Raw genomic sequence first — 20,827 nt, forward strand, 5'->3', positions numbered from 1 at the left:
TGGGGCAAATGCAACGCAAGAATGGTTTCCGCTGCCTGGTGGAGCAAAGAGGACGTGGGAGATGACAAAGACGATGGACTGGCGTGCTGCTTCGAAAACGGCTGGAGATTTCGTTTCGCATTGGCGCGACGATGAGCCGGGCGGCTGCGTGGTCGGCTTCGATCTTTCCGGCATTCGCTTCGCTCGTGCGGGCGGCGTTGAAAGTCTCTCCACCCTTGCGCCGTTCTCATCCAGGACCGTGGCCCGCTATGCGTCGCTCACCAAACATGTGTTCTGCGCCATGGTCCTTGCCCATAGCGATGTGATGGGTCTCGATGATCCGCTCGGGGAGCACCTGCCGGAGCTGCAGTCCCCGTTACGCGACGTGACGGTCGGTCAGGCGCTGGATATGAGCGGAGGTTTGCCCGATGTGCGTGAGTGCCTCTCGCTGCTTGGCCTGTCGGTCTACAGCGAGACGAAGACTCAGCCCTTGCTGGACTATGTTGCGCGCCAGACGAGGCTGAATTTCCCCGCCGGTACGGAAGTGTCCTACTCCAATACCGGCTACCGACTGGTCGAGGCCGCACTGGCGCGAAAGGGTTTGTGCTTCGACGATTTCGTGCAAGAGACCTCCACGTATCTGGGGCTTGCGCTGTTCGCGCCGGATGTCTGGAACGATCCTGTTATCGGCCTGGCACCCGGCTATTGGAAATCCGATAAGGGATGGCAATTGTCCGCCGCCGGTCTTCACCTTTCCGCCTCCGGAAGCCTTGCCGGAAGTGCCGAAGCGCTCGTCGCATGGCTGCAATCCCTGTTGAAGGGCGATCATGGTTCCACCGGCGTGCTCGATCGACTGTCAGCTCCGCGTCCGCTCGCCGATGGCAGGGTGAGCGAGTATGGTCTGGGTCTTCGGTGGACGCATCTCGGCAACAGGCGTTTCGTCGGCCATGGCGGATCGCATCCCGGCTACAAGAGCTATTTCCTGCTCGATCCACAGAATGGCACGGGTTTCGTCGTCCTCTCCAATCGTGAGGACACGAATGGGTTCAAGATTGCACTTGAGAGCATGGCGGCACTGACGGGCTTGCCGCTGCCGAGACCTGCAGCATTCCTGCCGGATGGTCTCTACATCACAGAGACCGGGCCCTGGTGGCTGGAGATCAAGGGCAGCACCTGCAGCTTTCTCGATGCCGAAGACACGCTCTATGACGAGGGTAATGGCTGGGTCTCGTCTCGCTCAGCGTCCTCGCCCGTTCGTCTTCGCGTTTATGGAGCAACGCTTGCTGGCGAAGTCGGCCATGCGCCGCGACGGTTTCTACCTGTCGTGGCTGGCAAAGACGTTCCGCCAACGCTTGATGGACGCTGGCGCTCCGACGAGGGCGCGGAGTTCGACATCGCCGCTGGCACCCTAATCATGGGCACTGGGCCCCTTCGCCGGCGCATGCCGCTTATGGCGCTCGGCAATGGGCGCTATCTCTTCACCATCCAAGATGGCCCGTGGACGAAGCGCGTCTGCCTCCACACGCTCGGCGACGATCATGTGGAGCTTGTGACAAGCCGCGCCCGGATGATCGAGTATCGACGGAAATGCGATGGGCTTGGTGCTACCGTTTAAGGGGTGTCCGATTGTTCCCGAAGATTGTGAAGCTGACTAGGGCCAGGATGAATGCTGAGATCGCGCCATAGAGCGCAACCCTTCCTATGCCGTACGACAGCGCCGATTTCGCCAACGTGAGCGAGACCCCGTTGTTCTCGATGGCGGTGAGGTTTCCGGCCGAAACGATATCTGCTAGCGTTCGAAGCGTGGAACCTGAGGGTGCATCGGGAAGCGCACGAAGTATGTAGCCGGATATACTGCTCGACAAGATGAGTCCCATCAGCGCAATGTTGATGGATAGTGAGATCATTCGGGCGCTCATATCCATGCCCGACGCCATCCCGCTGCGTTCCAGCGGTAACGCCCCCGTTGCCGTGTTTGTGACGGGCGTATTGGTCAGGCCTAATCCGATGCCAGCCAAGGCGCAACCCGGCAGCAAGGTCATCCAGCTGGCATGCTCGCTGTTGATCACCAAAACCAAGAGCATGAACCCCGCACCGATAGTGAGGAGGCCAACCGGGATCACAAGTCTCGGACCCCATTTAAGCAATAGCCGCTCGGCAAGCGGCGGAACGACAATGGTTGGGAGCGTATAGGCCAGCACGGTCATCCCTGCAGCGATCGCATCATAGCCGAGCACAGCCTGAAGATAGATCGGCAGATAGATGACGAAGGGCCAGAAGCTGAAATTCATGCCGCTCGACCCAATGATCGCACCAGCGAAGCGACGGACGCGGAACGCTCCGAAATCAAACATAGGCCGCGCGACGCGGGTCTCGATGATTACGAAAAACAGGAAACTCGCAGCGCTTATAGCGAGAATGGTCAATGCAAGAGGGCTTGTCGGTCCAAGCTGCTGACCTTGGGTGATGAGATAGACAATGCCGAAGACGGCAAGCGAAAGCGTTGCAATTCCTCCCATGTCGATGCGTGTCGCGTGCGGATCGACAGATTCTTCGACGCCTTTCTGCGCGAAGACGACAGTTGCGACCGCGATCACCACATGGACGAGAAAAACCCAGTGCCAGCTTGTCAGTGTAATGAGCATTCCCCCGACGATCGGACCAAAACCCAAACCCACTCCAAAGACGATACCCCACCATCCAAATGCTTTCCCGCGCTCAGCCCCATCCTGGAATTGATGGGATAAAACAGCGACCTGACAAGCGAGCATCGCCGCTGCACTGGTTCCTTGAAGAAAGCGGGCTGCGATTAACAGGGGCGCGCTGGTCGCCAGCCCGCAAATCAGCGAAGCGAAGGCGAAGACTGCGATGCCGATCTTGAAGACCCGTTTGCGTCCAAAGCGATCGCCCAACGTCCCCATGGCCATCAGTACGGAGCACATCGCGATCGTATAGGCGTTCATGATCCATTGGAGTTGCTGAAAGTCCGCCGACAGGACTTTCTCGAGCGTCGGCAAAATTGAGGGAATGCTTGTAATTTCAAGCCCTAACATCAGAGCCGAAAGACATACGGCGACGAGCGCGAAACGATTTCTGGATTGTCGATAGGTTGTCATGGTCTGCCTTGCTTTTTGACAATGCAAGGCGCGTCGCCCCCATCGGGAAGCGAAGACTGGGTGTGACGGCCTTGTAGATTGATTTGTGTCGAAGCCAATGTGCCGGAGGCTTGACCATCCATCAACTGCATGGCAGGGAATTTCAGTAACAACAAAATATGATGGATGATCGGGATGCTGGAAGTCGATGCCGTGCGGGCGTTCGTGATGATCGCGGACCATCAGAGCTTCACACGCGCGGCGGAAGCTCTTGGTTCTACGCAGGGCGCCGTCAGCGTGAAGCTCAAGCGGCTCGAAGATCGTCTTGGAAAGCGGTTGATCGAACGCACGCCGAGGCAGGTCCGGCTATCGGCGCAAGGCGAAACCTTCCTGCCACCAGCGAGAGAATTTCTCGCTGCCCATGAGCGTGCAATGGCTGCACTGACGGCAGAGCGACGGCGGTTCCGGCTCGGCATTGCTGCCCATATTATGGGACCGGAGATGCCGATCCTCCTCGCCAAGCTGAAGACACTCGATCCCTGCCTCAAGGTTGAAGTCATGATCGACAATTCGCGTGCGCTTCTCGACTCCTACGAGGAGGGCGCGCTTGATGCAATCATCGTGCGCAGCGATGATGACCGGAGAGGCGGCGAGGTGCTGGGGCCAGAGCATTTCGGATGGTTCGCGTCCGCTGATTTCGAGCATCGGGCCGGCGAGCCATTGCCGCTTGCCAGCCATCCGACCTGCTGCACGGTGCGCGAAGTGGCGACCCGCTTGTTGGACGGCGCATCGATCCCCTGGACGGAAGTGTTTATCGGAGGGACCTCGGCCGTCACTGCCGCGCTTTCTGCTGGACTTGCCGTGGCGGCATTTCCCTGCCGATTGGCAACGCCGGACATGATCGACGTCGGGCATGCGCTAGGCCTGCCGCGCATTCCCTCGCTATCGATCACGCTGCACTCCTCACTCACGGATGCCAAGACGCGGGAATCGCTGCGGGCAATTACCGCAGCCTTCAGTGAGCATCGTAAATCCAGTAACCGGCGGATCAGCCTCGCAAGCGCCTGATCGAGAGAAGACGTCTTTAGCCAGCGATCGGAATACCGGCTGAGAGCTGCTCGCGAATATAGATATCCAGCAGACGGCGGCTGATCGGGCCAACTTCACCATTGCCGATTGTGACACCATCCATTCTGACCACGGGCGTGACGAAGCTCGTTGCAGATGTCACGAAAGCCTCAGAAGCGGCTTTGGCTTCTTCTGGGGTGAAAGCGCGCTCTTCCACCTTGAGATCCGCCTGCCTGGCAAGATGAAGAATGGAGCCGCGGGTGATACCGTGCAGCAGCGCGTTCGACAGATCGCGTGTGACCAGCACGCCTTCCTGCGTGACTATATGGAAGTTTGCCGAGCTTGCCTCGGTGATGTGGCCATTTTCGACAAACAGAACGTCGTCGTAACCTTGGCGATTGGCTTCCGTCTTGCGAAGCGATGAATAAAGAAGCTGGACAGTCTTGATCTGCCGGTCCGACCAGCGGCCCTCGGGCACTGTCTTGACGGAAAGACCGGTCTTCCACTTCGGATTGTCCAGTACCTTCTTGGTCTGGGTGAACATCACGAAGGTCGGCTCCATGGCTTCAGGAAAGACGAAGTCGCGATCCTGAACGCCGCGGGAAACCTGCAAATAAATCAGGCCGTCCTCGATGCCGTTGCGTCTTGCGATTTCCTTGTGCAGGTCCAGCAATTCGGCTTCCGCCACCGGCATGGCAATGCCGAGCGCATCAAGCGATCGTTTCAGACGGGCGAGGTGGCCGGGATAATCGACGAGCTTGCCGTGAATAATCGCCGTCACTTCATAAATCGCGTCGGCAAAAAGGAAGCCACGATCGAAGACCGAAACTTTTGCTTCGCCTTCCGCAACCCATGCGCCATTGAGATAAACCGTTCTGTCCATGATCCTGCCTATGCTTGCCCTATGCCTACCAGCTATCCTCCCTGTCTGGCATTGCGGGCATCAGTATGCAAGGCTGGCGGTTCAGAACCGGAGGCTTCGAGCCAGTGCGTATAGCAGTCTGAAACGAGATCAGACCGAGGTGAGTGCCGGACGCGCCAGACCAAGATGGTCGCGCAGCGTCGAGCCTGTATAATCGGTTCGGAACAGCCCGCGCTCCTGCAGAATGGGCACAACCAATTGCGTGAAGTCTTCCAGGCCCTCCGGGAAGAAGGGCGGCATGACGTTAAAGCCGTCGGCGGCGCGGGTTTCGAACCATTCCTGCATCCGGTCCGCGACTTCGACCGGCGTGCCGAGCATGATATGGTGCCCGCGTCCGGCAGCCACGCGAAGGGCCAACTGGCGGATCGTCAGGTTCTCGCGTCTGGCCAGTGCCGTCAAAAGCTCGGCCCGGCTGCGCAACTGATCGGAAATGGGCAGATCTGGCAAGGGACCGTCTGGATCGTAGTCTGCGAGGCTGTGACCGATGCGTTCTTCGAGAAGCGGCATGGCGCTTTTCAGCTCCGTCCACTGGTCGAGCTCTGCCAGTTTTTCCGCCGCTTCTTTCGACGTGCGCCCAATCACCGGCAGAAAGCCCGGCATGACGGCAACGGCATCTGCAGGACGGCCGAATTTCTCGACGCGTGATTTCAAGCTCTTGTAGAACCCTTGCGCTTCCGCAAGGCTTTGCTGCGCGGTAAACACGACATCGGCGGTACGGGCCGCAAGATCCTGGCCCGGACCGGAGGAGCCGGCCTGGATCAGGATAGGGTGGCCCTGCGGCGAGCGGGGAATGTTGAGAGGGCCTTTAACCGAGTAATATTTACCCTGGTGGTCCAGCATATGCACCTTGTTCGGATCGGCATAGATGCCGCTCTGCTTGTCCTTGATGAAGGCGTCATCATCCCAGCTGTCCCAGAGACCGCGAACCACATCGACGAACTCTTCCGCCACCGCATAGCGCTCGTCATGCTCGGGATGCGACTTCGAGAAGTTGTTGGCCGTGCGGGCATAGGAGGTCGTGACGATATTCCATGCGGCGCGACCGTGGCTGAGATGATCGATCGAGGAAAAGGCCCGAGCTGTATGGTAGGGTTCGCCGTAGGTGGTGGAGGATGTTGCGGCAAGACCGATCTTGTCGGTGACGAGGGCAAGTGCTGCAAGCAGCGTCAGAGGTTCGAAACGGGCGATCGTGGACGGATGGGCATCGACGCCACTGGTCAATCCATCCGCTAGAAACACCATGTCGAACTTCGCCTGCTCGGCGGCTTGCGTGACGCGGCGAAGCAGGTCGAAATTCTCGCTTCCCGCTTCCGCTTTCGGGTGCCGCCAGCCGGAGACGTGATGGCCTGCGCCCTGGAGAAACAGGCCGAGGTGGATTTGTCGCTTGGCAGTCATGGCATACGTCTTTCGTCAGAGGGAGGTCTGGTTGAGCAGCGACAGAAGGCGGACGATATCGGCCTCGCTTTCCATGCTGCGAACGAGTTCGGGAATATCGGCAAAAGCCGAGCTCCCTGAAGTCGCATTCTTGAATTTTTGTTCGGGGTCGGTGAGGCTTGGCAAGCCGTCGAAACGACGGTGGATCTTCGTGCCATCCTTGAGCGCGATATCCAGAAGCACGAAGCGCGTGCTCGGATCGCTCGACATACGCGGCGCGGTATTGTCGTGGCGGCGGCTGGCCTTGGCAGCAAGCGCCATAATGCGATCTTCGACCGGTCTTTCGTCGAAATGATCAAGTCTCAGCGCCCCATCCAGCAGGGCGGCGGCAAACACATATTCCGGACTGAAACGGGCTTCGATACCGTTTTCCGGCTTTGTGACCACGAGAGCCGCGTCCGCGCCTGGCGGATAGGTGAACGTAACAGCTTCCACCTGATCCGCAACCAGACCTTCGCGGTGAAGCTCGATGCCGAGGGATGCGACCGGATGACTTGCCGTGCAGCAGGGATAGGCTTTCAGCGTCAGGCCAGGCGATGCGATCTGCCACGGAGCGCCCCAGTTTTCGGTCGCCAGTTCCGGCCGAGAGGCACCGAAGCCGTAAGCCGAGTAAAAGCCGGTTGGGTTGTCGAGAAAATCGGGCGCGCCGCTGAAGCCAGCCGCCGCGAGCCGGGAAGCAAGCAGGCCTGAGCGCGCCGCCATTCCGGCATGGTAGGGTTTGGCATCGAAGCCGAATTGCAGGCGCATGCCTGAGCTTTGCGTTGCGGCAAGCCCAAGCGCGATCGCGGTCTTTTCGGCGGTCGCGCCGGTGAGATGGCTGATGGCGGCGGCAACGCCGATCGGTCCAAGCGTAGCGGTTGCGTGGAAGCCATTTTCGTAGTGCCTGGAACCGAGAGACAGTCCGAGCCGCGCCAGTGCTTCCAGCCCGACGATGTAAGACGCAACTAGGGCGTCTGCCCTTACGCCCTCATCGGCGGCGAATGCCAGGAGAGCTGGTAGAATGACGGTGGTCGGATGGCCGCGCACGCTGGAATGAACATCGTCATAATCCAGTACGTGGCCCGCGTAACCATTGATGACCGCAGCCGTGAGAGGGTCCGTCTTTGCGGCTCGGCCGATGAGGATCGCGTTGCCTGGAAGATCGACGCCCACTGCCTTGGCGAGGATATCCGTTGTACGGTCATTGGCGCCGGCGATGGCACAGGCCAGAAAATCGATAATCGCTATCCGCGCGGCTTCCATGGCCGCACTATCCTGGCGGGGATCGGCGTTGCTGATTGCCATGGCAAAGGCTGCGGTGATGGGGGCCTTAGACATGGTCAGATCCCTTCGCCATCGCGAACGGAGCGCCCGCCGGAAAGACCGCCGACAAATTGGCGGATGCGGGGATTTTGCGACTGGTGGAAGATGTGCTTCGGCGAGCCTTGCTCCACTACCCGGCCATTTTCGGTGAAGATGACGGTATCGCTGATCTCTTCGGCAAAACGCATCTCATGCGTGACTAGAATGCTGGTCATGCCGTCGCGGATCAGGTCGCGGATCACCCAGAGAACTTCGCCGACCGTTTCCGGATCGAGGGCCGATGTTACCTCGTCGAAGAGCACAAGCTCCGGCTTCATCGCCAAAGCCCTGGCGATCGCCACACGCTGCTGCTGGCCGCCCGACAGCTGGCCTGGATAGGCGTCGGCTTTTTCCGAAAGCCGCACTTTCTCCAGCAACTCGCGTGCGAGTATGACGGTCGCTCCGCGGTCCGCGCCTAAGATGCGGGTCGGTGCCAGCACAATGTTGTCGAGCACGGTCAGATGCGGGAAGAGATTGTACTGCTGGAAGACGATACCGACGCGCTTGCGTAGTGCGATGCGTTCGCTTTCCTTTGTCAGCTCATCCACGCGCGTGCCAGCAACGGTGATGCGGCCCTTCTGCGGCGTAACAAGCGCGTTGATGCAGCGGAGCAGCGTCGACTTTCCCGAACCCGAAGGGCCGATGATCGAGACGGCATCGCCCTTGTTGACGGTGAGATCGATGCCCTTAAGAACCTCGGTCTGTCCGAAGGCGAGATGAACGTCCTCCAGTTTTACGATCGCGGTGTCGGTGGATGTGGTCATGATCGAAATCCTTCAACCCGCATTGAAGCGCTGCTCGAGGCGGCGCGTCAGTCGAGAAAGCGGGTAGCAAAGCGTGAAAAAGGCGGCCATGACCACGACATAGGCGATGACGGTGAAGTCCAGCCGGCGCACGGCGGTGCTGGCATCGGTCGCGGCGTGCATGAGTTCGTGAATACCGACGAGCGACGCAAGCGATGTCCCCATGGCAATCGAAGAGGCGACATTCATCCAGGGTGGCAGGGACCGTCTGATGCATTGTGGCAGGATGACGAAGCGCAGCGCCTGTAACCTTGAGAAGCCGAGCCCCTTGGTTGCCTCCCACTGCGTTGTCGGAATGGAAAGCACTGCTCCGCGCGTAATCTCGGCAATGTAGGCGCCAGCCACGATGCCGAGGCCGATCACCGCCTTGATCCAGTCGGGAAAGGGCAGGTAGTGGCCGAAGGCGACGATCTCGAAGGGAAAGATATAGGTGGTAGCGAATATCAGCACGAGTGCCGGCGCATTGCGGAAAATCTGCACATAGATCGCCGCAGGCCAGCGTATGAGCCAAAGCGGCGCCAGTTGCATGAGGCCAAGAAGCACACCCGCAACGGTCCCCAGCGTCACAGCAGAGAACGTGATGACGATGTTCATCCAGAAGCCGGAAGCGAGATAGGGCACCCACTTCACCAACTCGGCACCAAGTGTGGGATCGAGCAGCAACCAGATGACCACCAGAAGGGGCATGGCAACAAAGCCGATATAGCTCAGAATGCCGCCGCTGGACTCTGTTTGTTGTGAGGTGACTGCACTCATAGCCCATACCCCGGAACCGCCAGCTTGCGTTCTACCCATGTGCCGAGGCGGGCGATGAGGAAATTTATCAGGCTGAAGAATGCGAGCAGCACGATCATCAGTTCGACCACATTGTCGCGCTGCGTCCAGACCATGATGGAAGCGTAGGTGATTTCGCTGACCGCGATCGCGTTGCCGACAGTGGTCGATTTGACGAGGCTGATCAGACCATTGACGATCGCTGGCAGTGAAGAGCGGAGCGCGAGCGGAATCTGCACAAAGCGGAGGATTTCGAACTGGCTGAAACCCATGCCGCGCGCGGCTTCGATCATCGATGCGGGAACCGCCTCGATACCGCCTCGGATCGCTTCCGCATGCAGGGCTGCGACATGCAGTCCCACCACGGCAACCACCCAGAAAAATGGTGACAGCGGATTGTTGACCGCACCCCCGACCATGTTGGACACAATGGTGTTGAGCACGAGGAAGCTGAACATCAACTGCACCAGCGTCGGCGTGTTGCGCGTAAGCTCGACGAAGGCGCGCACAGGTGTTGACAGCCAAGACCTGCCAGAGGTCAGGCAGGCCGCAAAGATGACACCGAAGCACAGGCTGACCGGGATGGTGATGGCGACGAGATAGAGGGTCGTCAGAAAGCCGTCGCGCCAGATCTGCGCTTCATAGCCGGTCAGGAGAAATTCGTAATTGAGGCCCAGCCTGCCCGTCAGATCGACGAACAGGCTGGTCGGGTTCATGTCTTGCATGGAGCGCTACCGCTGCCTTCCGCTTACTGCGCGGCAGAAAGCTTCGTCTTTTCTTCCTCGAGATACTTGGTGTTCAGCAGGCGGTTCGCCTTGGCCATTTCAAGCAGCTTGCCGGACGCGTGAAGCTTCTTGACGCTATTGTCGAGCGCTGCCTGCGTGTCGCTTTCGCCCTTGCGCAGCCAGATAACGGAGTCGGACGGGATGAGCTCGGTTGGGAAGGGGATGGCGTAATCCTTCCATTCATCGGCGCGCTCCACGAGAAGAAGGCCGACGGTTGCGCCCACATGCACGGCGGCAACGCAGTTGCCGCCCTGAAGTGCCAGAAGCGATTCTGGCTGGCTCGGCAGGCCCTTGACGATTGCGCCATAGTCTTCGGCCAATGGCTGTGCGTAGTTGGAGCCCTGCGAAATGCAAACCGGCTTGCCCTTCAAATCGGCCCAGTCCTTCAGTCCGCTATCCTTACGCACCACCGCCGCGCCGCCAGCGCGATCATAAGGGGTCGGAACGTAATCGAGGATCTTCGCGCGATCTTCTGTGTACTGCATGTTGGCAATCAGGATATCGACCTTGCCCTGCTGCAGGAACTGAACGCGGTTCGGCGGTGTCACCGTCACGGTTTCGAGCTCGACGCCGAGATCGGCCGCCAGGGCCTTGGCGAGATCGACATTGTATCCCTTCTGCTCCTGCGAGGCCGGATCGATGTAACCAAATGGCGCGCCGGACAAGATGACGCCGACAGTGAGCTTGCCGCGGCCCTTGATGCGATCAAGCGTGGCATCCGCGGAAGCTTCAGTCGCTGCCAGCGTCGCAAGTGAGATGGAAAGGGCGAAGACAGCTTTGGTGACGGCTTTGACGAACATGGAGGCTCCTATTTCGCCGCGAAACATAATCGAACGGCCAAGGCCTCACGAGGAACGCCATTCTTCATTTTAGCAAGAATGCAGAAAAGCGTTCTTTCTTCATGCGGCGCCTTTGGCAACGCTGCCCCCAATCAAGCGGCTGCCGTTAGATACTCAGTAGTTCGCGAAGGCTTTCCACGATCAGGGCGTGATCCTCTATATCGGGGAGTCCACTGACGGCAACGGACCCGACGAGCGTGCCGCCCTGCAGGATCAGCGGAAAGCCGCCGCCGCTTGCCACATAATCAGTCACGGGCAAGCCGAATTTCGCATTGAAGTCATAGCCCTTGGCCTCAGCCTCGAGCCGCACGCGAAGAGAGCTGCGGTGGAAGCGGTGCACGACAGCGCATTTGCGCCGGGTCCAGCCGAAATTATCGATGGTCGCTCCGGGCAAAAGCGTTGCAAAGACCACGTCGTTTCCGTGCCTGACCTCGACGGCCACAGGGTGATTTTCCTCCGCCGCTTTCTGCCGGATCAGGCTTCCGAGCGTCCAGGCAAAGTCGTAGTGAAATGTTGGAACCTGCAGGGCCGCTTCTTCGGCCTTCACGCTCTCGATCGTCGGCTTGCTACTGTGCATCATCACGTCCTCGGGTCGACGCTTTCGCGCTCAAGATGGGGGATTGAATAGGGGGACCAACCGCATCAGACAAGCCTTTTCGGCGACGGTGTGCGGGAGGATTGTCCTGAGAATTCCAGTGAGTGCGGGATGAGGAGGAGCACATATATGTCCGCTTGCTCCCTGTCACGCAATGGCGCGACCTTCTACTGCAGATATTGAAAGTGAGGCCGATTTTGCAATATCATGAGCTGCCCCAAATACTTATGGGAACAAAACAATTTATTCGGAAGTTGTAACATATATAATTAATGCGTGGTGCCACCATGAACACACAGTCTCCATCTTATTCCACCGTCCCCCTTTCGTCAGATGACCTGGAAGAGGTCAACCGTTTCCTCAACGCCTGGTGCGAAGAAAACGGTGTCGATAAGACCGACGGAAGAGCGCAGGAAGTCGCCTCGGCGCTTATCGAATGGTACGCGACCAGCCCGAGCTATCGGCACAAATCCAAACTGGAGCACTCACCGCATCTGCCAGAATCGGACAAGATTTCGGCTCTCCTCAACCAGTTGAAGTGAGACGAGCTTGTCGAGATACGTTCTGTGCATGGGATAGCGCATAGCGAGAGATGAAAACACCGCCACCAGTGAGACGGTCGTCATAGCTTTTCTGTCGCATAAAGTTTGCCGTAGTCCGCAGACAATGAACGGGCCACGTCGTCGAAGCGAAAGGCGGCCCCTAGAGGCCGCCTCCGCTTTTTCAAAAAATCAGTCGCGATGCTCTGGCATCTCCTTGAGCTGATCCTTGGTCCAGGAGGTCACGGCATGCACATCGCCGTCCTCGTCACGCATGAAGTCCAGATCGGAGATGGAAACCGCAACTGGCTTCGCGCCGATCCCGAGAAAGCCACCGACATCGATAATCACGTTGCTGCTCTCGCCGATACCATGGACGTGGTCAACCTTCCCAACCTTGTGATCGTCTGCTCCGTAGACCGCGGCTCCTGCGAGCACGGAGGGTCTCAGTTCATCAACGGTGAGGCGGATGTGATTGCTATGATCCATGATGTTTCTCCTGTTGTTGGCACCAAGATAACTCATGGATTCCGCTCCTGTTCCGAAGGAAATTTGTATGCGCGAGCGACCCCAAAATTAAGAACGTAAAGTTCGACCGGGAGTTTTGACGGTGCCACGTCTTGTCCGACGACATTGATCTTGCGCCGCGACGTTAGCGAGACATTGGGGGCCTCAATTACGCGTCGATGATCCCATAGCGTTAAGGGGATGTGCGCCTTGGAAAAGCATGCAAAGGTCATCGCCGAACGAATAGCAGCCATTAGGATGGGTGCCCAGCCGGCGGGGACAGTCAACTTCAATCCCGATGGAAATGTCTGCGCCGTCCTGTCAGTCGGAAACTGGGATAAGGGGACCTCGCCTCGATCTCTGCCGGCAGGAAGGGCCAGTCCCGCTTTTAGCCGAGCGTCTGGCTGACTAGCGAATAGGTGACGGGTGCATTCGCGTCACCGCAGGCGAAGTCACTGAGCGTTTTGCCGTGCGACATTGTCAGCACGGTATCGAACACCGAAAGCCCGCAGCGTGATACGACGGCTGCAAAATCGCCCGTCTCGAAATGGGTGTCGAGGCGGAGGAAACCGCCCTCGTGATCGCGGATATGCGGTGAGACCACTGCAATGGCGTCTTCGTCGGTCGCGGCAACAATAGGACCTACGACATGGCCACGCCCGAAGCGGCGGCAAAGTGCGAAGGCAACGAGACGGCCGTCGCGGAAAACGCCATAGCCGCGCGAAAGCTGGAGGAGTTTCCCCATGAGAGCTGGCCGCCCGACGCCGAAGGCGATTGCATCCAATGCGGTCACCGCAGTAAGATCATCATCCGTGAGTGGGCGCATTTCGCCGGAAACAGGCTCTCCGACCTGGGGTCCGGCGACGATGCCCTGACACTGATAGACCGTCTTCTCAGGGCGAAAGCCAAGCGAAAGGTAAAGCCGCTGGGCGGCTCGCGTAGCATTCAGACGCAGATTGACGCCTTCAAGGTCCTTCAGCGCATATTCCATCAGCCAAAGACCCGTGCCCTGCGTCTGCAGGCGCGGCGAGGTGATGACCATGCCGATGGTGGCAAGTTCGGCCGACTGTCGAAACCACATGGCCGAACTCATGATACGGCCGATGTCGTCAAAGGCCACGACGCCCTTCCCGACCTCGCACAGGAATTGCCAGTCGACGCCCCGGTGCGGCCAACCCACGGAAATCGATAGCGCATGAAGCTGGTCAAGGTCGGCAGCGGCGACATCGCCGACCCGCATTGCAAAGGCGTCAATCTGAAGGCTTTCGCGCGGCATAACTGTCTCGGTCACCGATCAATCCTAGAAATGTTTGCGGTTCCTTTGCTGCGACAATGACGGGCAGCAGAACCAGCATAGCGCGGCGTCGCCGCAGATTTTGCTCGAAAATTCATACAAAGCGCAACATTCGGCCGAATGAACCGCAGGTTCGGCATCGAATCCCGCTCGAAACAGCCATCCTGAAAACCTGCAGGACCATGTCACAAACGGCCGTAGGCCGCACCGGGGAATTCATGAACGCCACCGAAATTCTGGAAAAGCTGGTGTCCTTCGACAGCGTCGTCGGTCGACCTAACGGCGCCATCGTCTCATGGATCTGCGACTACCTCGCCGCCCACGGTATCCAAGCACAGGTCATTGCCGGCCCTGAAGGCGATCGCAGTAATCTCTTCGCCACCATGGGACCTGCAGATGTGGGAGGCTATATACTTTCCGGTCACATGGATGTCGTGCCGGCAGATGTCAGCGAATGGACCTCCAGCCCCTTTAGCCTTCGGCGTGAGGGCGATAAGCTTTTCGGGCGCGGCACGACGGACATGAAGGGCTATCTCGCCGCCGCACTTGCTGCCGTGCCCGAGCTTGCCGGGGCGAAGCTCAGGCGCCCGATCCATCTGGCCTTTTCCTATGACGAGGAAGCCGGCTGCCGAGGCGTGCCGCATCTGATCGCCCGCCTGCCGGCGCTCTGTGCGCCGCCTCAAGGCGCGATCATCGGCGAGCCGAGCAACATGCGCGCCGTGCTCGCCCACAAGGGCAAGGCGGCGGTGCGGGTCACGATCCGCGGGAGAGCCGGCCATTCCTCGCGCCCCGATCTTGGGCTTAATGCCATCCACGCCATGGCGGACGTGCTTAATGCCGCGATCGGGGAAGCGACGCGCCTGACGCAAGGCCCGTTCGACACAGCTTTCGAGCCAGCTTATTCCTCGCTGCAGGCCGGCGTGATTTCCGGCGGCAAGGCGATCAATATCGTGCCTGACATCTGCACGCTGGAGCTGGAGGCGCGGGCCATTTCCGGCGTCGATCCCAGCGCTCTGCTGTGGCCGATCCGCGAGACGGCGGAGGGATTGCGCGCAGCAGGCTTTGCGGTCGAGTGGGACGAAATGAGCGCTTATCCGGCGCTGGCGCTGTCGGCGCAGAGCCCGCTTGTCCATCTCGTTGCGGACCTCACCGGCGAGACCCCGCTTGGCGCGGTGAGCTATGGCACCGAAGCCGGCCTCTATCAGGCCGCTGGCATAGACGCGCTGATCTGCGGCCCCGGCGATATCGGCCGCGCTCACAAGCCGGACGAATTCATCCTAGAGAGCGAACTCGTCGCCTGCCAGCGCTTCATCGAAGCGCTCGGCGCTCGTTGCGCGGTATAAGGACAAACTTCAATGACCTTTCTCTTCAATTCCGACGCGCGCCGTGGTGCAATTTTTGCCGATGCCTTCGCGAAGGCCTTGCCCGATCTAAGCTTCAGCATGGATGCAACGCAGGTCGATCCGGACGCGGTGCGCTATCTCATCACTTGGACGACGCCAGCCGATCTGGCGCGTTACCGCAATCTCGAAATCCTCTTTTCGATCGGCGCTGGCGTCGATCAGCTCAATCTGGCGGCCATTCCCGACCATGTGAAGGTCGTGCGCATGGTCGAGGACGGGATCGTGCGGATGATGCAGGAATATGTGCTGCTTGCCACGCTTGCCTTGCATCGCAATCTGCCCGCCTATCTCCACCAGCAGCGGCAGGGCATCTGGTCGCCCATGCCGCAAAAGCAGGCGGAGCAACGACGCATCGGCGTTCTCGGGCTCGGCATGCTGGCCCAGGCGGTTCTCGACCTGCTGAAGCCACTCGGTTTTCCGCTCGCCGGCTGGAGCCGCAGCCCGCGCGACCTTGATGGCGTCACCTGCCATCACGGCGAGGCCGGACTTCGCGCCATGCTGTCCGCCACCGACATTCTCGTCTGCCTGCTGCCGCTGACGCCGGAAACACGCGGCTCTCTCAACCGCGATCTTTTCGCGGCACTGCCGAAAGGTGCGGCGCTCGTCCATGTCGGACGCGGGCCGCAACTCGATCAGGCCGCATTGCTGGAAGCGCTCGACAGCGGGCATCTCTCGTCCGCCATGATCGACGTCACCGATCCGGAACCTCTGCCGGCAGAGCATGCCTTCTGGACCCATCCGAAGATCATTCTCACTCCGCATATCGCCAGCGTCACCCAGCCGGAAAGTGCGGCCCAAGCTGTCATCGAAAATATCCGGCTGCATCTGTCCGGCCGCGACCCTATCGGCCTTGTCGACCGCACACGCGGCTATTGAACGGTAACCCCTCGAAAGGAACGCCATGTCTCTTCTCAAAACACTCGATCCGAACCCGACCTCACCCCCACGCGAATCCGGCCCGATGCCGGAGCGGCTGATTGCCGGTGCGCCCGCCTTCAAGACCTGGGCCATGGATGAGGCAAAGGACGGTCTTGTTCTTTCCGGCGTCTGGGAAGCGACGCCCGGCGAAACGAAGTCGATCAAGGGCGAGGTCTTCGAATTCTGCCACATCCTCTCAGGCGTTGTTGAAATCACGCCCGATGGCGGTGATCCTGTCATCTACAAGGCCGGCGATAGCTTCGTCATGAAGCCGGGCTTTGTCGGCGTCTGGAAGACGATCGAGACGGTGCGCAAGATCTATGTAGTCGTCAACTGAGGCGGCAGTTTCTCCGCCGGAATATCGCGCGGGTGGCACGGCAAAAGATTTGTCTGCAACCCCCTTCGAAAACGCAAGAAACGTCGGAGGAGCGGGGCTCGCGCAACCATTCGTGCTCGCCATTCCCTGTTAGTGTCCTGACGAGACTGAAAGGACCCGCCCTCATGAGCCCGAGCTTCGACCCAGATACGCTTGCCCTGCCGATCGGCCATTTCATCGGCGGCGCGCTGATCGAAGCAAAAGACGGGCTCGACATGCACCGCCCCTCGGACAGCAAGGCTTATGCACATTGCCCCATCGCCGATGCCGATCTGGTAGACCACGCGGTCGAGAACGCCAAGGCGGCGCTGAAATCCAGCAATTGGGGTGGCGTTCGCCCCCGCGAGCGCACCAAGGCGCTTCAGGCCTGGGCAGACCTGATCGAGGCCGAAGCCGAGACGCTGGCGAAGATCGAGGCGCTGTCCTCGACGCGGCCCGTCAGCCAGCTCGTCCTCGGCGATATCGCCGTAACCGCCGAGCAGATCCGTTTCTTTGCCGAATTTGCCGACAAGGAAGGCAGCGATGTCGTTCCAACCGACGACCAGACCTTCGGCATGACAATCAGCGAGCCCTATGGTGTCGTCGTCGCGATCACGCCTTGGAACTTTCCCATTTCCATGGCCGGATGGAAACTCGGACCGGCTCTTGCCGCCGGCAATGCGGTCGTTATCAAGCCCTCCGAAATGACGCCGTTTTCAACCGTCTACATGGCGCAACTGGCGATCAAAGCCGGCATTCCGGAGGGCCTCGTCAATGTTGTTCTCGGCGATGGCCTGACGACCGGCAATGCGCTGACGGGCCACGCTGATATCGCCAAGGTGAGCTTCACCGGCTCGACGCGCGCGGGCTCGGCCATCATGGGAAACATTGCCCGCACCGGCGTCAAGCCGATGACGCTGGAGCTGGGCGGCAAGAGCCCGCAGATCGTCTTCGCCGATGCCAATCTCGACAAGGCTGCCGCTGCGATTGCCGGCAGTGTCATCTTCAATGCCGGCCAGGCCTGTGTCGCTGGCACGCGGCTGATCGTCGAGAAATGCATTGCCGACCAACTCATTGCCTCGATCATCCTCCGCATGCAGGCCGCGCGTCCCGGCCCCACCTGGGACACGGCCACACAATATTCCCCGATCATTTCCGAGGGCCAACGCGGACGTATCGCCAGCATTGTTGACGCAGCGAAAGCGGCCGGTGGCGAATGCCTCACAGGCGGCGGCGACATGGAAGGCGCGGGCTATTTCTACGCGCCGACACTGATCGCTGGGGTAACCCAGGACAATCCGGCCATTGTCGAGGAAATCTTCGGACCCGTTCTCACCGTCCAGACATTCGAGACGGAAGAGGAAGCGCTCGCCCTTTCCACCCACCCGGTCTACGGGCTTGCGTCCGGTCTCTTCACCTCCGACCTCTCCCGTACCCTGCGCTTTGCCCGCGCAGTGGAGGCAGGCACGGTCTGGGTCAATCGCTACAGCCGCTCGCGCGACCACATCCTGCCCACTGGCGGCTACAAGCGTTCCGGCATCGGCAAGGACCTCGGCCGCGAGGCCTACGAGGCCAATCGCAAGACGAAGAGCGTCTTGATCAGTCTTTGAGGATAAGCAGATGAAAACCCACAAGATTGCCTTGATCCCTGGCGACGGCATCGGCCGCGATGTCACCGACGCCGCGTGGAGCGTGCTTCAGACGGTGGCCGCACAGTCCGGCTGCGCGCTTTCCGGAACGGAATTCCCCTGGTCCTGCGCCTTTTACAAAGAAACCGGCCGGATGATGCCAGATGACGGGATCGAAACGCTGCGCAGCTTCGACGCCATTCTTCTCGGCGCGGTCGGATGGCCGGCGGAGGTGCCGGATGCCGTTTCGCTACACGGACTGCTGCTGCCCATCCGCAAGGCCTTCGTGCAATATGCCAATATCCGACCGCACCGGTTGCTGCCGGGTATGCAAGGCCCGCTGAGGGCGGAAAGCTTCGACATTCTCTGCATTCGCGAGAATACCGAGGGCGAATATTCGGGCGCCGGCGGGCGCGTCCATCAGGGGCTCGACAATGAAGTCGCCGTGGAAACCTCGATCTTCACCCGCAAGGGCGTCGAACGCATCATCCGCTTTGGCTTCGAACAGGCACGCGCGCGCCGCGGCAAGCTTGCTTCGGTCACCAAATCCAATGCGCAGAAATATTCCATGGTCTTCTGGGACGAGATCACCAGGGCACTCGCAGCCAAATATCCCGACGTCGAGGTCACGAGCTACCATGTCGATGCGCTTGCCGCGCGCATGGTGATGGCGCCCGAAAGCCTCGACGTTATCGTCGCCTCCAACCTCTTCGGCGATATCCTGACCGATCTTGGTGCCGCCATTCAGGGCGGGCTCGGCTTTGCCGCCTCCGCCAATATCAACCCGGACCGCTCCGCCCCATCCATGTTCGAGCCCGTCCATGGCTCAGCCCCGGACATTGCCGGCAAGGGGATCGCAAATCCCATGGCCACGATCTGGTCCGGCGCGATGATGCTCGATCATCTGGGCGAAAACGACGCCGCCGCCCGCGTGATGGCGGCGCTTTCCGCCGTCACCGCAAAGGGCATCGGCACGGTTGCGGGCAAGGACTCGACCGACACGATTACCGCTGCGGTCATCGCCGCACTCACCTCTGTATAGGACAAAGCCATGCTGAACCTCAAGGACCAGAGCCTTCTCCGCCAGGCCGGCCTCATCAACGGCGAATGGACTGCCGCCTGCTCGGGCAAGACCATCAATGTCATCGATCCGGCAACGCAGTGCACCATCGGCACCGTACCGGACATGGGCAGCGAAGAAACCCGCGCAGCCATCGTCGCGGCAGAGGCCGCCTTCAAGACCTGGAAGGCAAAGACGAATGCCGAGCGCGCGCTGATCATCGAAAAGTGGTTCGATCTGATGATCGAAAACCTCGAGGATCTGGCGCTGATCCTGACCTCCGAACAAGGCAAGCCATTGGACGAGGCGCGCGGTGAAATCCGCTATGGCGCCTCCTTCGTCAAATGGTTCGCCGAGGAAGCCCGCCGCATCAACGGCCACACGATCCCGGCGCCGTCGCGCGACCGCCGCATCATCGTCTTGAAGGAGGCGGTCGGCGTCTGCGGCATCATCACGCCCTGGAACTTCCCCAATGCGATGATCACCCGCAAAGTGGCACCAGCGCTTGCCGCAGGCTGCACGGTCGTCATCAAGCCCTCCGAATTCACCCCCTATTCGGCGCTGGCGCTCGGCGTGCTCGCCGAACGCGCCGGCATTCCGGCAGGCGTGATCAATATCGTCACCGGAATGCCCACCAAGATCGGCAACGAGTTGATGGCCAGCGAGACGGTGCGCAAGATTTCCTTCACCGGTTCGACTCGCGTCGGCTCTCTGCTGATGCGCGGGGCGGCCGACAGCGTCAAGCGGCTCAGCCTCGAACTGGGCGGTAATGCGCCCTTCATCGTCTTCGACGATGCCGATCTCGACCTTGCCATTGAAGGCGCGCTTGCGTCCAAGTTCCGCAATGGCGGCCAAACCTGCGTCTGCGCCAACCGCATTCTCGTGCAGTCGGGCGTCTACGACGCCTTCGCTGCCAAGCTGAAGGCCCGTGTCGATGCCATGAAGGTGGGTCCGGGAACGGAAGCCGGCGTCTCTATTGGGCCGATGATCAATACCGCCGCCATCGACAAGATTAAACGCCATGTCGCGGACGCGCTTTCAAAGGGTGCGAAGATCATCACCGAAACGCCTGTTATGCCGAAGGGCGGCCAGTATACGGCGCCGCTCGTGCTCACAGGCGCGACGACCGACATGGAACTCGCAACCGAAGAGACCTTCGGACCCGTCGCGCCGCTCTTCCGCTTCGAGACGGAGGAAGAGGCGATCGCGATTGCCAACGGCACGCCCTTCGGTCTTGCCTCCTATTTCTACACCGAAAGCATGAAGCGCGCCTGGCGCGTCGGTGAAGCGCTGGAATTCGGCATGGTGGCGCTGAACACTGGCCTCATCTCCATGGAAGTCGCCCCCTTTGGCGGCGTCAAGCAATCCGGCCTCGGCCGCGAGGGCGCGCAAGTGGGCATCGAGGAATATCTGGAAACCAAGAGTTTTCACATGGGCGGACTTGTGTAAGGAAAGACTCGGGCAGTCGGGAGGCTGCCCCTTTTTATT

At 60.1% G+C, this 20,827-nt stretch carries 21 protein-coding genes; 10 read left to right on the plus strand and 11 right to left on the minus strand.

The genetic code is table 11. The features are described from left to right. Positions 1-61 precede the first annotated feature (61 nt). Complete coding sequence (locus AC07U5_RS17995; RefSeq protein WP_494723828.1) at positions 62-1,594, plus strand: serine hydrolase domain-containing protein; 1,533 nt, start codon at positions 62-64, stop codon at positions 1,592-1,594. Here AC07U5_RS17995 and AC07U5_RS18000 read toward each other — a convergent pair. Continuing rightward, a complete protein-coding gene (locus AC07U5_RS18000; RefSeq protein ID WP_494723829.1) occupies positions 1,584-3,095 on the minus strand; it encodes an MFS transporter in 1,512 nt (503 codons plus the stop codon). The two genes, AC07U5_RS17995 and AC07U5_RS18000, sit on opposite strands and share 11 nt — an antisense overlap. Before the next feature lie 174 nt (positions 3,096-3,269). On the opposite strand from AC07U5_RS18000, the gene AC07U5_RS18005 reads away from it, so the two are divergent. Further along, a complete protein-coding gene (locus tag AC07U5_RS18005) occupies positions 3,270-4,142 on the plus strand; it encodes a LysR family transcriptional regulator (RefSeq protein WP_443268697.1) in 873 nt (290 codons plus the stop codon). 16 nt (positions 4,143-4,158) lie between these two features. Here the strand turns inward: AC07U5_RS18005 and AC07U5_RS18010 are convergent, their stop codons facing one another. From AC07U5_RS18010 to AC07U5_RS18045, 8 genes are all read right to left on the minus strand, one after another. Beyond that, positions 4,159-5,025 (minus strand): D-amino-acid transaminase, encoded by an 867-nt coding sequence (locus AC07U5_RS18010; protein ID WP_494723830.1) that lies wholly within the window; start codon positions 5,023-5,025, stop codon positions 4,159-4,161. Between the two features lie 129 nt (positions 5,026-5,154). Further along, on the minus strand, positions 5,155-6,459 hold the full coding sequence (locus AC07U5_RS18015) for an LLM class flavin-dependent oxidoreductase (protein ID WP_494723831.1): 1,305 nt from the start codon (positions 6,457-6,459) through the stop codon (positions 5,155-5,157). Between the two features lie 15 nt (positions 6,460-6,474). Further along, positions 6,475-7,821, minus strand: a complete 1,347-nt coding sequence (locus AC07U5_RS18020) for an MmgE/PrpD family protein (RefSeq protein ID WP_494724272.1) — start codon at positions 7,819-7,821, stop codon at positions 6,475-6,477. Then, positions 7,818-8,603 carry an amino acid ABC transporter ATP-binding protein gene (locus AC07U5_RS18025; protein WP_494723832.1) on the minus strand — a complete coding sequence of 262 codons (786 nt, stop codon included), beginning with the start codon at positions 8,601-8,603 and terminating at the stop codon, positions 7,818-7,820. Before AC07U5_RS18025 ends, AC07U5_RS18020 begins: the two co-directional genes overlap by 4 nt. A 12-nt stretch (positions 8,604-8,615) precedes the next feature. Further along, a complete protein-coding gene (locus AC07U5_RS18030; RefSeq protein ID WP_494723833.1) occupies positions 8,616-9,398 on the minus strand; it encodes an amino acid ABC transporter permease in 783 nt (260 codons plus the stop codon). Then, positions 9,395-10,141, minus strand: coding sequence for an amino acid ABC transporter permease (locus AC07U5_RS18035; protein ID WP_494723834.1), 747 nt, complete (start codon positions 10,139-10,141; stop codon positions 9,395-9,397). The genes AC07U5_RS18030 and AC07U5_RS18035 overlap by 4 nt, the downstream gene beginning before the upstream one ends. Before the next feature lie 23 nt (positions 10,142-10,164). Then, positions 10,165-11,001, minus strand: coding sequence for a transporter substrate-binding domain-containing protein (locus AC07U5_RS18040; protein ID WP_494723835.1), 837 nt, complete (start codon positions 10,999-11,001; stop codon positions 10,165-10,167). Positions 11,002-11,146: 145 nt separating this feature from the next. After that, positions 11,147-11,617 (minus strand): heme-degrading domain-containing protein, encoded by a 471-nt coding sequence (locus tag AC07U5_RS18045; RefSeq protein ID WP_494723836.1) that lies wholly within the window; start codon positions 11,615-11,617, stop codon positions 11,147-11,149. 90 nt (positions 11,618-11,707) lie between these two features. Here AC07U5_RS18045 and AC07U5_RS18050 point away from each other — a divergent pair, with 90 nt between their 5' ends. Next, positions 11,708-11,818 (plus strand): Kazal-type serine protease inhibitor domain-containing protein, encoded by a 111-nt coding sequence (locus AC07U5_RS18050; protein ID WP_494723837.1) that lies wholly within the window; start codon positions 11,708-11,710, stop codon positions 11,816-11,818. Positions 11,819-11,922: 104 nt separating this feature from the next. Further along, a complete protein-coding gene (locus AC07U5_RS18055) occupies positions 11,923-12,177 on the plus strand; it encodes a hypothetical protein (protein ID WP_494723838.1) in 255 nt (84 codons plus the stop codon). A 189-nt stretch (positions 12,178-12,366) separates the two neighbouring features. Here AC07U5_RS18055 and AC07U5_RS18060 read toward each other — a convergent pair whose 3' ends face one another. Both AC07U5_RS18060 and AC07U5_RS18065 read right to left on the minus strand, forming a co-directional pair. Continuing rightward, complete coding sequence (locus AC07U5_RS18060; protein WP_494723839.1) at positions 12,367-12,663, minus strand: PRC-barrel domain-containing protein; 297 nt, start codon at positions 12,661-12,663, stop codon at positions 12,367-12,369. 406 nt (positions 12,664-13,069) lie between these two features. Continuing rightward, positions 13,070-13,957 (minus strand): GNAT family N-acetyltransferase, encoded by an 888-nt coding sequence (locus tag AC07U5_RS18065; protein WP_494724273.1) that lies wholly within the window; start codon positions 13,955-13,957, stop codon positions 13,070-13,072. 236 nt (positions 13,958-14,193) lie between these two features. Between AC07U5_RS18065 and argE the strand changes: the two genes are divergently transcribed. The 6 genes from argE (at position 14,194) to AC07U5_RS18095 (ending at position 20,788) form a co-directional block, all read left to right on the plus strand. Continuing rightward, on the plus strand, positions 14,194-15,318 hold the full coding sequence (gene argE, locus AC07U5_RS18070; protein WP_494723840.1) for an acetylornithine deacetylase: 1,125 nt from the start codon (positions 14,194-14,196) through the stop codon (positions 15,316-15,318). Positions 15,319-15,330: 12 nt separating this feature from the next. Further along, entirely contained in the window at positions 15,331-16,254 is a 924-nt protein-coding gene (locus AC07U5_RS18075; protein WP_494723841.1) for a 2-hydroxyacid dehydrogenase, read from the plus strand. A 25-nt stretch (positions 16,255-16,279) separates the two neighbouring features. Continuing rightward, positions 16,280-16,633 (plus strand): cupin domain-containing protein, encoded by a 354-nt coding sequence (locus AC07U5_RS18080; RefSeq protein ID WP_062423758.1) that lies wholly within the window; start codon positions 16,280-16,282, stop codon positions 16,631-16,633. A 164-nt stretch (positions 16,634-16,797) separates the two neighbouring features. After that, complete coding sequence (locus tag AC07U5_RS18085) at positions 16,798-18,261, plus strand: aldehyde dehydrogenase family protein (protein WP_494723842.1); 1,464 nt, start codon at positions 16,798-16,800, stop codon at positions 18,259-18,261. Between the two features lie 10 nt (positions 18,262-18,271). Beyond that, positions 18,272-19,321, plus strand: coding sequence for a tartrate dehydrogenase (locus tag AC07U5_RS18090; RefSeq protein WP_494723843.1), 1,050 nt, complete (start codon positions 18,272-18,274; stop codon positions 19,319-19,321). A gap of 9 nt (positions 19,322-19,330) precedes the next feature. After that, on the plus strand, positions 19,331-20,788 hold the full coding sequence (locus AC07U5_RS18095; RefSeq protein WP_494723844.1) for an NAD-dependent succinate-semialdehyde dehydrogenase: 1,458 nt from the start codon (positions 19,331-19,333) through the stop codon (positions 20,786-20,788). Positions 20,789-20,827: the final 39 nt, after the last annotated feature.

The organism is Agrobacterium sp. GW821-FHT02D03 (assembly GCF_059421725.1).